The sequence below is a fragment of the Psychrobacter vallis genome (genome assembly GCF_904846715.1).
Lineage (GTDB): Bacteria > Pseudomonadota > Gammaproteobacteria > Pseudomonadales > Moraxellaceae > Psychrobacter > Psychrobacter vallis.
In genome coordinates this window covers 67,441-82,288 of the sequence record NZ_CAJHBU010000015.1, presented here as the reverse complement: position 1 = coordinate 82,288, position 14,848 = coordinate 67,441, and the positions used below count along the sequence as shown (strand labels likewise).

General features: G+C 43.6%; 11 protein-coding genes. 5 read left to right on the top strand and 6 right to left on the bottom strand.

Going from position 1 to position 14,848, the window contains the following annotated elements; translation table 11 throughout:
* Positions 1-173: 173 nt before the first annotated feature.
* Positions 174-1,235 carry a hypothetical protein gene (locus JMY02_RS10140; protein WP_227678470.1) on the bottom strand — a complete coding sequence of 354 codons (1,062 nt, stop codon included), beginning with the start codon at positions 1,233-1,235 and terminating at the stop codon, positions 174-176.
* Positions 1,236-1,976: 741 nt separating this feature from the next.
* Between JMY02_RS10140 and guaA the strand changes: the two genes are divergently transcribed.
* The 3 genes from guaA (at position 1,977) to JMY02_RS10125 (ending at position 5,786) form a co-directional block, all read left to right on the top strand.
* Complete coding sequence (guaA, locus tag JMY02_RS10135; protein WP_201597751.1) at positions 1,977-3,572, top strand: glutamine-hydrolyzing GMP synthase; 1,596 nt, start codon at positions 1,977-1,979, stop codon at positions 3,570-3,572.
* A gap of 244 nt (positions 3,573-3,816) precedes the next feature.
* Positions 3,817-4,185 (top strand): hypothetical protein, encoded by a 369-nt coding sequence (locus tag JMY02_RS10130; RefSeq protein ID WP_201597747.1) that lies wholly within the window; start codon positions 3,817-3,819, stop codon positions 4,183-4,185.
* 56 nt (positions 4,186-4,241) lie between these two features.
* Entirely contained in the window at positions 4,242-5,786 is a 1,545-nt protein-coding gene (locus tag JMY02_RS10125; protein ID WP_201597745.1) for an HNH endonuclease family protein, read from the top strand.
* A 126-nt stretch (positions 5,787-5,912) separates the two neighbouring features.
* On the opposite strand, the gene JMY02_RS10120 is transcribed toward JMY02_RS10125, so the two are convergent.
* From JMY02_RS10120 to JMY02_RS10100, 5 genes are all read right to left on the bottom strand, one after another.
* Positions 5,913-6,917 (bottom strand): oxidoreductase, encoded by a 1,005-nt coding sequence (locus JMY02_RS10120; protein WP_201597744.1) that lies wholly within the window; start codon positions 6,915-6,917, stop codon positions 5,913-5,915.
* Between the two features lie 270 nt (positions 6,918-7,187).
* Positions 7,188-8,165 (bottom strand): zinc-binding dehydrogenase, encoded by a 978-nt coding sequence (locus JMY02_RS10115; protein WP_201597743.1) that lies wholly within the window; start codon positions 8,163-8,165, stop codon positions 7,188-7,190.
* Positions 8,166-8,383: 218 nt separating this feature from the next.
* Positions 8,384-8,956 (bottom strand): GDYXXLXY domain-containing protein, encoded by a 573-nt coding sequence (locus JMY02_RS10110; protein ID WP_201597742.1) that lies wholly within the window; start codon positions 8,954-8,956, stop codon positions 8,384-8,386.
* The gene (locus tag JMY02_RS10105; RefSeq protein WP_201597740.1) at positions 8,953-10,104 is read right to left on the bottom strand and encodes a DUF4401 domain-containing protein; all 1,152 of its coding nucleotides are present in this window, start codon (positions 10,102-10,104) and stop codon (positions 8,953-8,955) included. The genes JMY02_RS10110 and JMY02_RS10105 overlap by 4 nt, the downstream gene beginning before the upstream one ends.
* A complete protein-coding gene (locus JMY02_RS10100) occupies positions 10,097-11,194 on the bottom strand; it encodes a DUF2157 domain-containing protein (protein WP_201597739.1) in 1,098 nt (365 codons plus the stop codon). The genes JMY02_RS10105 and JMY02_RS10100 overlap by 8 nt, the downstream gene beginning before the upstream one ends.
* Before the next feature lie 897 nt (positions 11,195-12,091).
* Here JMY02_RS10100 and JMY02_RS10095 point away from each other — a divergent pair.
* Both JMY02_RS10095 and oppB read left to right on the top strand, forming a co-directional pair.
* Positions 12,092-13,765: an ABC transporter substrate-binding protein gene (locus JMY02_RS10095; protein ID WP_201597738.1), complete on the top strand. Its 1,674-nt coding sequence runs from the start codon at positions 12,092-12,094 to the stop codon at positions 13,763-13,765.
* Between the two features lie 158 nt (positions 13,766-13,923).
* The gene (gene oppB, locus JMY02_RS10090; RefSeq protein WP_201597737.1) at positions 13,924-14,844 is read left to right on the top strand and encodes an oligopeptide ABC transporter permease OppB; all 921 of its coding nucleotides are present in this window, start codon (positions 13,924-13,926) and stop codon (positions 14,842-14,844) included.
* The last annotated feature ends 4 nt before the right edge of the window (positions 14,845-14,848 follow it).

Here is a 14,848-nt window from a genome sequence, read left to right as displayed (position 1 = left end):
AAAGGACTGAGCCCTGTGCAGTACAGAACTCAGTCCTTGGGTTAAACTAAACTGTCCAAGTTTCGGGGGTCAGTTCACATGGCAGGGTTTTTATTTGGCCTAATGAAAGTGAATGCTGTTTACTATGCTTTGTCTTTATAGACAGCGGTATTAAATTGACATTTATAAATGACTTACTGAGCTGACTTATAATAGTCAACGAGCATCGTACCCAATGTGCCATTGTCATCAATCGTTACTATTCTGACTGTGCCTGTCTGTGACGCTGTACTGGATTGAACTTGTCCAGCATTACCTAGGACGACCTGATTTTTATTTGCAGCCTTTACGCCATTACCGATAGCGATACTGTTCAAACCACCTGCAACGGCAATATTACCAATCGCAATAGAAGACTCGCCCTGTGCCATTGCCGCTTCACCGACTGCAGTCGCGCGCATGCCACTGGCATCAGCTAAGTGACCAAATGCTTGAGCGCGCTCCCCCGTGGCTTTTGATTGCCAACCGATAGACGTTGATCCTAAACCTGCGGCATTGGCTTGACCACCAACCGCCGTGGCAGAGTTCATACCAGCCATTGCTTTGTTACCGACAGCGACGGTGTCATTGCTACCACCAGCCATTGCTGCTTCACCCACTGCGGTCGCGCGTACGCCAGTTGCTGCTGCCAAATGACCAAACGCTTGCGCACGCTCCCCCGTGGCTTTTGATTGCCAACCGATAGAGGTTGAGCCTAGACCCGCTGCATTGGCTTGGCCACCGACAGCCGTGGCAGAGTTCATACCAGCCATTGCTTTGTTACCGACAGCGACGGTGTCATTGCTACCACCAGCCATTGCTGCTTCACCCACAGCAGTTGCGCGTACGCCGCTTGCATCGGCTAAATGACCAAAGGCCTGAGCGCGTTCAGCGGTGGCTTTTGATTGCCATCCGATAGAGGTTGAGCCTAAACCTGCGGCATTGGCTTGGCCACCAACCGCCGTGGCAGAGTTCATACCAGCGCTTGCTTGGCTACCGATGGCAACAGTGTCATTGGTGCCGCCAGCTTTTGCTGCATTGCCGCAAGCGAGAGCCGTTTTAACATTGCTGGTCGCACCTGAGATGGTGGTAGCGTTTGCATCATTGAGTTGACATTCAGACGCCATCACGGCAGTGGTGCTAAAAGACGCGGCGGCTATGGCAAAAGCAAGCGTACTAATCTTTAGTGCTGAGCTCGGTGAAAAATCCATTCTCATTATTTTTTATCCTTGTTTAAAAACGTTAGTGGCTTTGTAGCTGGTTTAATTACTTGATCAAAGGAGCGGTACTAGGGCATGTCTTCAATTCAATCGATGGTCATCTAAATGGGCTAAAAATGGCTAAATTTTGCCAAACTGCGTCAAATAGCTGGTTAATATCTCGATATTATTTACGCTATTTTCCTTGTTTGACTACAATTTATCTTATTTTTATCACCATTTTTAAAGTGAAGACACGCCCTAGATTTGTCCTAAACGCTGTCCTGCGATTAAAAAGCCAATCCAATGTGCAGTATCAAAGCGTAAGCACCTAGGGCGCATGGAACATTTGCCCATTTCATTACTGTACACGGTTATGTAACAAAGTACGACCAATAATCGATGCTTATTGTTAACAAAACCTACATAAAGTACTGGATGTGAAAAGCTATTTTGTAAGCAAAAATGTCTATCTAAAACGTCTGTTGAGTACAGTGATGGTTTTTAAGGTAAGTTTGATCTGGTATTAAACTGGCACTAAAAATATATTTAACACGCCCTACTGCAAAAATAAATTGGCAATCAAGCAGCAATAAAAGAACGAGGTGTGAAGCGCTTAAAAAGCGCTCAATCAATACTATTCAGCGTTTTTTCTTAAGAAAGTGCTTGAAACATGAAATTTTGCGGATGAAGTAGCCCTGATGAGGCCTAAACTTGTTAAAATAGCGCACCAATTTATCAATTGATGGATATCGATTTATGACTACTGCTGCTGCCACTCCCACCATTAAAGAAGACCGCATCTTAATTCTTGATTTTGGCTCACAATATAGCCAGCTAATCGCCCGCCGTGTGCGCGATTCTGGCGTGTTTTGTGAGATGTTTCCTTACGATATCGACACTCAGCGCATTATCGACTTTGGCGCAAAAGGCGTGATCTTATCGGGCGGCCCTGAAAGCGTGCATGCCGACAACAGCCCGCGTATCAATGACGCGGTGTTTGACCTAGGCGTGCCTGTATTGGGCATTTGCTATGGTATGCAAGCAATGGCCGATCGTTTTGGCGGACAAGTTCATGCCAGCGATATTCATGAGTTTGGCGCAGCGACCATCAACATCAATGGTAGCTCTACCTTGATCGACGGTATCGAAGATGCAGCGGGTAAGCTGAATGTCTGGATGAGCCATGGTGACAAAGTCATTGAAGTGCCTGAAGGTTTTGACATTATCGCCAGCACGCCAAGCTGTCCGATTGCGATTATGGCCAATGATGACAAGCAGTATTACGGTTTACAGTTCCACCCAGAGGTGACGCATACCTTACAAGGTCAAGCGCTGCTTGGTCGTTTTGTGCATCAGATTTGCGAGTGTGCAGGTGAGTGGACGCCAGACAATATTGCTGATATGCGTATTGCCCAGTTAAAAGAGCAGATCGGTGACAAGCAAGTATTGCTCGGTCTATCGGGCGGCGTCGATAGCTCGGTCGTGGCAGCGTTATTACACAAAGCCATTGGCGATCAGCTGACGTGTGTGTTCGTTGATAATGGCTTGCTACGTCTTCACGAAGGCGATCAGGTGATGCAGATATTCGCAGAAAACATGGGCGTAAAAGTCATTCGCGTTGATGCCGAAGATTTGTTCTTAAACGCGCTAGCAGGCGAGTCTGATCCAGAGAAAAAACGCAAAATCATCGGCAAAACTTTCATCGACGTATTCGCCAATAGCGCCCGTGAAGTGAGCGAGCAGAGCGATGGTAAAGTGGTTGAGTTCTTAGCACAAGGTACGATTTACCCAGACGTCATCGAATCTGCTAAGTCACATCAAGGCAAAGCTCATGTGATTAAGAGCCATCATAACGTTGGCGGTTTGCCAGATGATTTAGCGTTCAAATTGATCGAGCCGTTACGTGATTTGTTCAAAGACGAAGTTCGCAAACTGGGTATCACCTTGGGATTGCCTGCAAAAATGATTTATCGTCATCCGTTCCCAGGTCCGGGTTTGGGCGTGCGTATCCTTGGCGAAGTCAAAAAAGAATATGCGGATATCCTGCGTCAAGCCGATGCCATCTTTATGCAAGAGCTTGAGCGTTCAGGCTGGTATGACAAAACGGCGCAAGCATTTGCCGTATTTCAACCAATCAAATCAGTTGGCGTGGTCGGTGATGGCCGCCGCTATGCATGGGTGATTGCGCTACGTGCCGTTGAAACCGTGGACTTTATGACCGCGCGCTTTGCGCATCTGCCGTATGATTTGATCGAGACGGTATCGAATCGCATTATGAATGAAATCGCGGAAGTATCACGCGTGACGTATGACGTGTCGAGCAAGCCACCAGCGACGATTGAGTGGGAATAGCTTTTAATCAAAGCAAACTAAAAATTTGATTAGCGTTGTAAAACTCGTTCAGCCTACTTGATGTAGTGCTATCACTCGTTTTCCTTGCTACTCAAATTTTTTGAATTGATATACAACTTGTCATAAATAAAAAAACACTCAACTTGGTTGGGTGTTTTTTTTGTTGATAGATATAATTTAGCTGTGTTTTTTGATATTGATGTACTATTGTATGGTTTATACACATTCAAGGAGAGTATTTGCTATGGGTAATTATTGGTTAGTTGGAGCAAACTGGGACGGTGTTGCTAAGGATCAGAGCTTTGTTGAACAAGGGATTTGGATGCTAGGCTGGAATGAGGAAGATCAACCTTCGCAATATAAAAAGGCAGAGGCTATCAAGATAGGTGATAGGGTTGCCATTAAGAAGATGCGAGGACAAAAAGGTGGCTTAAAAATTCTTCATATAGGTACTATTAAAGGTGTGATCCTAGATACAAACAAGATTATATGCACTGTTGATTGGGTAGTGACTAATCTTAATCGAGATGTTGAAGAAAGTCGTGGTTGTTTTAAATCTATCCATGGACCTTATAAGAAAGATGAGTGGGTTCAGGAAATATTTTGCTTATAGTTGAATTCGGAAAAAATCAATATATGTTTAATTTTATAATAAAAAGGTAATTATAAATGGCAAAAGTATCTCTCGACGCTTTACTTCCTAGAGAGGATTTCGATGTAGAAGATATTCCAAATTCTGCGAAAAAGAAAGAATCTTTCTCTATTTCTGATTTAAGAGAAGATGATTTTTTCTATTCTGCTTTAAGAAAGCCAGACTTTCAAAGAGAGACTAGTGAGTGGGATCCAAAAAAAATCGTAGAGTTAATAAAAAGTTTTATATATGGCGAGTTGATTCCAGCTGTCATCCTATGGAGAAGTAAAGGAGGGTTTAACTTTGTTATTGATGGATCTCATAGAGTTAGTTCTCTAGTAGCTTGGATAAATGATGATTACGGAGACGGTCCGATCACTCGTGATAGCTTTAATGGTGTTATACCTGAAGAACAGATTGAAATCGGTAATAAAACTAGAAATTTAGTTGAAAAAGAAATAGGCAAATATACAGACTATCAGTTGGCTCTCAAGTATCCTGAAAGAGTTAGTGATGAGATTCGTAGAAACTCTAAAAACCTTGGATCAATTGCTGTGCAGTTGCAATGGGTAGAGGGCGACGCAGATGTAGCAGAAGCCTCTTTTTTTAAGATAAATCAGCAAGCAGCGAAAATCGATCCTACCGAATTGAAATTAATAAAATCTCGTAAAAAGCCTAATGGTATAGCTGCTAGAGCTATAATTAAAGGTGGAAAAGGTCATCAATATTGGTCTAAGTTCGAAGAAGATAAAGTTAAAATGATTGAAGTCTTAGCAAAGGACATAAATCAAGCTTTCTTTTTACCTAAACTTAGTAACCCTGTTAAGACATTAGATCTTCCGATAGGTGGAAAAGGGTACTCTAGTCAAAGCCCATTATTAGTATTTGAATATGTAAATATGGTAAATAATATAAAAGATACCAATGATTTATCTGAGGATATAGATGGAGAACAAACAGTCACTTTTTTGAAAAAATGTAAGAAGACAGCGAATTTAATTAATAGCAGTCATCCATCTTCTTTGGGATTACATCCAGCAGTATATTTCTATTCAAAAGGTGGAAGATATAAAACGGCTTCGTTTTTTGCTGTTACTGAGCTTCTTATGGAATTAAATGAGACGAATGGCTTTAAAATGTTCACTGACTGTAGAGAAAACTTTGAAGAAATTTTGATTGACTACGACTTCGTTATTCAACAGATTCTAAGGAATTATAGAAGTTCATCTAAAGCAGTTCCACATATAAAAAAATTCCTACTTGATTTAATCTACGCTCTAGAAAATAACTCTAAGGAAGATGCTATAAAAAATGTTCTAGAGTCTGGAGATTATAATTTTGTGAAAGGCGTGGATTTTGACGACACTTTAATAACTAACGAAAGCTTCTCTGATACAACTAAATCTGCGATTTTCATTACGGATGCTCTAAAAAATGCAGTACGCTGTAAAATATGTAATGCGAGAATCCACAAAAACTCTATGTCTATAGATCATATAGTCAGAAAGCAAGATGGTGGTATAGGAAGTTTTGGAAATGGTCAACTAACTCATCCATACTGTAATACTACGTATAAAAATTAATAAAATAATTTTAAAGAAGTTAACTTTTTCAAATATTTAGATATAAAAGATAATCAATTAGAAAAGGCAGCACCCCAAATGGAGTGCTGCTTTTACTTATCGATATCAATGGTTCTAAACCAAGTCCTAACCCCGCACATTCACCACATACCGACCCACAACTTTATTGGCGATGAAGCGCTCTAGATATTCTGGCGTTTGCTCTAAGGTAATCTCTTCACAGTATTGCTCAATATCAGGCAGCTTCATATCGGTCGCGACACGTGCCCAAATTTCCTGCTTTTGAGCCAGTGGTATCGTGACCGAATCGATGCCCAGCAAAGAGATGCCGCGAATGATGAACGGCAACACGGTCATCTCAAGCTCTGTCGATGAGGCTAAGCCGCAAGCAGATACTGCGCCGCCTGACTTGGTTTGTTTGAGTAAGTTTGCCAAATAGTCGCCGCCCAAGGTATCAATGGCGTTTGCCCATAATTCGCGACCGACAGGTCGACTACCCACCTCATTGATCGTATCGCGATGACGCACGTCGCTTGCGCCCAATTTTTTGAGGTGCTCGCTTTGTTCTGGTTTGCCAGAGAAAGCAATGACCTCGTAGCCTAACTGTTTTAAAATCGCGATGCTGATACTGCCCACGCCGCCAGTGGCACCAGTGACAGCGACGGGGCCATCGCTTGGTTTTGCGCCTATTTTTTCCAATTTTTGAATACATAACGCCGCAGTCAAACCACCCGTGCCGTAGCACATCGCTTCTTTTAAGGTCAAAGACGATGGGCAGGGGAGCGCCCAGTCTGCTGGGATTGAAACCATTTGACCGAGACCGCCCGGCGTCTCCATTCCCAAATCATAACCGAATACCAGTACCTGTTGCCCTTCTTCAAAAGTGCCTGATTTGTCGCTAATCACGATACCAGCCGCGTCAATACCAGGGGTATGCGGATAGTTTTTGGTAATCATCTTATTACCAGCGGCTGACATCGCATCTTTATAGTTGAGTGAGGAGTAATGAACTTCAATGAGTAAGTCGTTTTCAGGCAAGTCACTGACATTACGCGTTTGAATACTTTTATTGAATTTGCCGTCGCTTGTTTCTTCGACCACGAGGGCATTAAACGTTGTGTTATTAGACATGATTATTTTCCTTGTTCGATTTATTTTTATGCGGTCAAGAATGAGTGATTCTTGTACTTATTAATGGATTTACTTTTGAAATGAGTCAGTGCTATTGACTATCAATTTTTTGAAGCCTCTGTCACGCCTGCGAACAGCAAGCGAAAAAAAATTGATAGTAATAGCGCTTTGCTACAAAGGTATCGTTTTTATCTTGAACGGACTATATTCTTACCATTAAAACAAAAAAAGCCCATGAGTTCATGAGCTTTTTTATTCAAGTTTCGTCTACTAGAGCTTTAAAATGACCTTGCCTTTTTTGCCTGACTGTACTTTTCCAGAGACGGCTGTGGCGATGTCGTCCAGACTATAAATGGCTTCAATCGGTAGTTTTAAGTCGCCGTTGGTCGCACGTTCTAACAACTCATCAATCAGACGTTGTTTGTTTTCAACATCCATTTCTTGGCTGGTTTTGCTGCCCCAGAATCCTTTAACGATGGCTTGCTTAAAGATTAGGCTGCCCGCGTCCAATGACATTGGTTTGCCTGACATGATACCAAATGAGACCAGCGTGCCATTGCTACCCAGTAGCGATAGTAGCTCATTGCTCGACTCACCACCGACCGAGTCAACGGCGGCCGTTATTTTGTCATCACCAATAATGGCGCGGACTTGGTCTTTCCAGTCGTCATCAGCCGTAACGATATTGTTTTTGATACCGAGTGAGGTCAGCTCTTCTACTGAGTCTTTGCTACGTACTAGATTAATGGTTTTCACGCCACGTGCCGACGCGAGCATGGCAAGCGTTTTACCCACCGCGCCGTTTGCCGCATTATGAATGATCCATTGCCCACTATCGACTTCTAAGAATTCTAATAGCATTAAGGCAGACAGTGGCATGGCAATCAGCTGCGCCGCCAACTCGTCTTCTATGGCATCAGGGATGACAAATACCATGTTGGCAGGGGCAACAAAATACTCCGCCCACGTTTCGTGCACACTGGCACAAGCGACACGCTGACCGACACTCAGATCTGTGACGTCATCGCCCACAGCATCGATAATGCCTAATGCCTCACTACCACCGATGGCTGGCAGCTCAGGCTTGTAGCCATATTGACCACTGATCGTCAATAAATCATGGTTGTGAATGGGGGAGAGAATGGTTTTGATACGTACTTCATTGGCAGCAGGCTGCGGCATGGGGCTGTCGCCAACGCTCAATACGTCAGCAGGTTTACCAAAGCTTTTATGAATAGCACTACGCATGGGAGATTCCTTTATTTATTTTTTGATGGAATGATCGTACTTAACAGGTCGACTATTATTAATCAGTTATTATTAGTCGGTTATTATGAATAGCTGTTCTGTATAAACGTGCACAATCAGGTCACCACAGTAACAAGTCCACCTCACTATTATCAGTACTTATTTGGTTAAATAAGGTTAGCGGTTGCTTACAATAATGAAGTATTACTCATCTTATTTTAATTATTGTTAATATTTTCTTCACTCAGCTTTGATGGATCAATCACTACAAACGTTTCGTTGACGAGATTGGTCAGGAGCGGATCGCCTTTGTCATTGACACGGAATAAGCCGTATTCTGCCGCTTCAAAAGCCTCAGCATGACCTTCTTGAAAGAAAAAAGCATTGGTCGCAAGCTTGACCGAGCCATTGCGCACACGATAATGAATGGCTTTCTCGTCAGCGGCTAAAGTATCAGGCTGATAACTGTCAGCCAAACGCACAAACTGCCCAACGTTATGTTCATCCAAACGCACGATCACATAACCATCTGCGGCTTTATCAAGGTCGCTTACTTTCTCAAGCGTGTCTAAAATGTCACGCTCTAACGCATAGCTGAGCGTCATATAATCCCCTTGCATCAAGCCGCGCGGATCAACAGGCGCAAGGGGTAATAAAACGATATCACCGCTTGCAAGATGCGTCTCATATTTCGCCACATTCCACGTCATGACAACCAAGATAATGACCAATCCAAGTACGGCAATGGCAATAGTGAAGGCTCGTTTTTGTGTCCAATGAGTGGCTTTCATGATAAATGCTCCTGACTATCGGTCGCAGGATGAGTAATACTCTCTGCAAAATACCGTTTAATAAGTAGCCAGCGCATCAATAATAACGCAATACCAACAACCAACATGGAGATGGATTTGACCAACAAAGAGGTATCGAGTTGATAATAGTACCAAAATACATAGCTGACCAAGGCAAACATACCGATAGCCAATAGGGTGCGCTGACTATTGGCCATGGCAATCACTACAAGCAAACAGGTAGCCAGCAAGCCTGAGACATATATCGAGACAATGCCCAGCACTGCGACCGTACAGCCCACGATGACTCCCGTGGCTGACAGGAATTTGATTTGGTAGCGTTTGAGTATCAGATAAGCGGCATAAAGGCTGGCAAGTGTGAGCAGCGCTTGCGCCACATAATAATGATAGACAGCGTCGCCATTGCTCTCAAAGCTATGCCCGTATTCAGCCGCGATAAAATAAACGGAGATACATAGCAGCATGAGCGCACTGGCATAACCAACGGCTTTTATTAGCTCAAAACTGTATGCTCGCCATTTAGGAGGGACATGCTGTAACAGGGTATAACGTTGTAAATTGGCCACAATAGTTATCAATGCCACTAGTCCCAAACTGGCCTCGGACAACTGATAGGAGCTGAGTAGATAAATCAAACCGCCAAGCGCTGCCGCACTACTTAATAAACGGTAGACGAAGTTTGGCATGATGAGGGTCATAAACATTTGGAACAGTAAAAATAGCCAGATATTCAGTGGGCGTTCTATGTCGGCGCTCAATAGCGCAAACATGGCGTATAACTGTCCGGCCGCGCTGATGGCAAATGCCAAGCTGATCCAAAAACTGCTACGGCGCATGTGCTGATTTTTGAATAATCCAAACCCTGCGATACTCAGTAATAAGCCAATGACAAATATGCTGAGCGCGCTATCAAAAACAGAGGTGTCCCACAATAGAAGTGTTAAAAACCCAATGAACAATAAGCTCGCTAAGATGCCACTAATGCCAAAAAATACGTGTAAGAACCAAGGATCGTCACCCTTTATGCTGCTGTCTGCCTTTGTGCCAATCCCATCAGTATGATCCACATTGGTGTCAATCAAGCCAAGGTTTTTTAGCTTTATCAGCGCTTGTTTATTATCATTCATCGTCAGCGCCTCCATTGGTCATATGGGGTTTGTGTGCGCTATCTAAGCACGCCACTTTGCGCAGCCATATCACTGCCATTGAACTCATCCCAATCAGCAGTAGCGCCAAAACCAAAAAGCCACCCGCCTCGGAACCTTCCAATACCCATTTACCTACCCAAAACATCACCACGACAATGACAGACAGCGCCAGATAAGTGAGCATGAGTAAATCAACACGGCGCTGATAAAAGCGCCAAAGCATAAAGCCACACCAGCCCAACCACAACACGACAGAACTAAGCGTGACTAAAATAGACCAATCGTCAAAGACCGTCGTAATGGCAAGATACGTTATGAAGTAGGTGCTCAATAGACCGACGACATAGATGCTCCAGTGCAAGCTGGATTTTGTTGGTTCAGGGCTGATGCTAGTAGCAGTGTTATTATCACTAGCATCGACAGCAGTGCTGGGAGAGTGGTGGCGTTGATGATCGAAAATGCTGAGCCAGCCGTATAAGGCAACGAGATTCACTAGCGCAAGGACGACCACCTGAAAGTGACTTTGCCAGCCATTATGGATAAACATCAATCCTGTGACATCGAAGTATAGTAATAAGCAGGCGTTAATCAGCCCCAACCATAGCAGCCACAGTGCGGGAAAACGCGCAATCATAACCCACGGGGTAATCAATAACGCCCACGCAAAGAACAGCTGCCACGTGTCAGCACCGGTCTGATACACCTGCCCAAACAATGCCAGTAGGCTGCCCGTGATGACACTAGCGATGAGTAATAATAATTGGCGAATGAGTAAAAATCGTTGTCTAAAAAAGAGTCCAACGTAGAGAGCGATGGTGATGAGCAGCGCCCCTTCAACCAAAGTAAACTTACCCATCTTGCCCATATTTTGCCAGTTGTAGGCAATAAAGAACACAAGAGACAATGCTAGGGCGACAGCGCCAATAACCAAGAAAGCTTTGTCAAAAAATGCCAGCCATGTTCGCTTATTGGGGTAGACTTCGAGATGAGTGGCTGCTGCATCAGCCTGTGTGATGGGGAGAATACCGTGTTGAAGCAAATGCTCAATAGTGCGCCGTGGTTGACTCATAGCACGCTCTCAGTAAAAACAGTGTGAAAACTATCTTAACGGTTTTTATGAGGTAGTGATATCTATTATCGATTGTCTTGTGTACGTTTCATAAAACCCAAAACGCCTGTCTTACAAAAATAAATAGATAAAAAAGCAAAATGCTAAGACGGTTGCAATATAGAAAATAAGTTTGGTTATTCAGACTACCGTCATATTAGTGTTGGACTGCCATTTTCCCATACCTTTTATAATCAATGATTAGTTATAAAAAACACTATGATAAGTAAAATTTACAACATTTTTCTAGAAATTTCGCGCAACACCTTTGAGTATAAACCCTGCTAATAATAGATGCCGACCAAAAATATAACATAAATCGTACCAATCAGAAGTTTTTAAGCGGTAGCAGATGGCTGACGAACGGTAATAAATGTATCAAAAAAAGTCTACTGTCATTGAGATTCTATTTGATTTTTAACCAAAAAAAATACTGTTTTCATATTCCTGTCACATTTATGTTCAACCAGAGTATATCGAAAATTGTTGACATTCATATTAATTTTCATTACTAATGGTTATCCAGTATATTACTGAAAATTATCCAACGTTATCTCTATCAACAATACTGAGTCGCACTTTTAAGTTTTTGATTCGATGGCTATACGTTAACGATTGAATAAAATAACGATCGGTATAAGAGTCGAATGTTGACTTGGATCCAGAGCTAGTATCTTTAAATCTATGACATACAAGGGTTTTAGAGGCAGTGCAGCAGCCATTGCTTTGATGATCGTGGGTTACGATAGCTGTTGTTGAAGTGATTGATGAAGTGGATAGTACCAGTATAGGGACAAATTAAATGGACTTACTAAAACTCAGTAAATCCGTCCAGCCACTTACCTGCTAGGATATTACATGATACACCCTTCTAACCAAATTTTTAAATATGCACTTTTGCCGACCTCTTTGGTACTGGCCATGTTTATGACGGGCTGTAGTGACAAGTCTGCAAGTGATGGTACAACCAGTCAATCCTCAAGTATTGATCCAAGTGTATTGGCCGATACTCAAGAATTGGTTGTTAATAATGCCGCTGAGCCGGAGTCGCTGGATCCACACAAAGTATCAGGGGTGCCTGAAGCTGGTATTGATCGACAGATGTTTGAGGGGCTAACCAATACGGATGGGGATGGCAAAACCATTCCGGGCATGGCGACCAGTTGGGAGAGTCCTGACAATAAAGTATGGACGTTTAAGCTGCGTGATGCCAAATGGTCAAATGGCGATCCTGTGACGGCAGAAGATTTTGTTTATAGTCTGCGCCGTCTGGTCGATCCAAATACCGCTTCCCCTTATTCGAGCTATTTAGTCGATGCCAAGATCGTGGGTGCTGAGCAAATCGTTGAGGGTAAAGCGGGCATAGATACCCTTGGGGTAAAAGCGCTTGATCCAACCACACTACAAATTACCTTGTCAGAGCCTGTCCCTTATTTTCCAGACATGATGATCCATAATTCGGTCAAGCCCGTTCACCAGAAGACGGTCGAAGAATTTGGTGATAAATGGACAGACCCGACGAACATCGTGGTCAATGGCCCTTACAAAGTCAGTAAATGGCAAGTCAATGACCAAATCGTCTTGACGCGTAACCCAGCTTACTATGATGATGCCAATACCACCATCGATACCGTCACCATGCTAGCGATTCCCTCAAGTACCACTGACGTGGCGCGCTATCAGGCAGGCGAGGTTGATATGACCTACAATGAAATCCCGACTGAGCAATTTGCTTCTCTCAAAGAGGATCTTGGGGATGAGCTAACCGTTTCTCCTTATCTGTGTACCTATTATTATGAGTTTAACAACGTCAAACCGCCATTTAATGATGTCAAAGTACGCCGTGCGCTCGCCTTGGCGTTAGATCGTGACACGGTGGTCGATAAAGTCATCGGTCAAGGGCAAACAGCCGCTTATCAGCTAACGCCGACCGCGACCAATGGCGGCGTGGAAAACACGCCAGAGTGGTCAACATGGGATAAAGAGAAGCGTCTGACAGAAGCCAAAAAACTGCTGAATGAAGCGGGCTATAGTGAGAGCAATCCGCTGACGTTTGAGCTGCTATACAACACCAACGACCTTCATAAGAAAACAGCACTGGCGGTCGCCTCGCTATGGAAACAATCGCTTGGCTTCGTCGATGTCAGCTTGATCAATAAAGAGTGGAAAACCTACCTCGATACTCGCCGTAATGGTAACTACCAAATCGCTCGTGCGGGCTGGTGTGGTGATTACAATGAAGCGTCAACTTTCTTGAACATCGTAAAAACTGGGAATAGCAACAACCACGGCAAATACACTAATGCTAACTTCGACAATTTAATGGCACAAACGCTAAAACCAGGTGTGACGCCTGAGCAGCGTGTCGATTTGTACAACAAAGCCGAGGCTCAGCTTGACCAAGACATGCCTTTATTGAATGTCTATCACTATGTCAGCCCTCGTTTAGTCAAACCTTATGTCATTGGCTTCCCAATGAAAGATGCCTTAAACAACTGGCAGGCAAAAGATTTGTCGATTGCCAAACACTGATAGATCAACCTATTAATAGGCGAGTGCGATGCAGGAGGCTTCGGCTGACGCATCGCACTCGCCGCTATAGCTAGCAAGCCATTACTGCATGTTACATCTGCTGTATCTTTTCAGCTTTAATCGAGCTAAAAAGTAGGCACTTCCATAAAAGAGGTCTTATGTTAAAACTGATTTTTCGGCGTATCTTAGAGGCCATCCCGACCTTATTTGTTTTGATAACTGTCTCCTTTTTTATGATGCGCTTAGCGCCAGGCAATCCTTTCTCTGGCGAGCGTACCTTATCACCAGCCGTACTGGCCAATATCGAAGCCAAGTATAATCTTAGTGATCCGCTATGGTTACAGTATGTCCATTATTTGGGGCAGCTTGCTGTCGGCGATTTTGGACCCTCTTTTAAATATAAGGACTATACGGTCAATGAGCTATTGTCACAGTCGTTTCCAGTGTCCATGGAGCTTGGGGTTTATGCGTTTATCTTAGCATTGACCTTGGGGCTCATTTTTGGGGTGTTGGCGGCGCTCAAACAAAATTCATGGTTAGATTATGTATTGATGGCGTTTGCGATGACCGGAGTTGTGATTCCAAGTTTCGTCAAAGCACCATTACTGGTACTTATTTTTGCGATCATTTTGCAATGGCTACCAGCGGGTGGTTGGAATGATGGCGCGTTACAAAATCTGATTTTACCAGTGACAGCCTTAGCGTTGGCATACACTGCCAGTATCGCGCGGATCATGCGTGGATCGATGATTGAGGTGATGAACAGTCAATATATTCGTACGGCGAGAGCCAAAGGCTTACCAATGCGCCAAATTGTCATGAAGCACGCGCTTAGACCGGCGATGCTACCTGTGATTTCGTATTTGGGCCCTGCCTTTGTCGGCATTATTACCGGCTCTATCGTGATTGAGACCATTTTTGGTTTGCCGGGTATCGGGCAATTATTTGTGAATGGCGCACTTAACCGTGATTATGGTGTGGTGCTGAGTTTGACGATTTTGGTGGGTGTGTTAACCATCACGTTCAATGCCATTGTTGATATTTTATACGCCATGATTGACCCAAAAATCCAGTATTAAATAT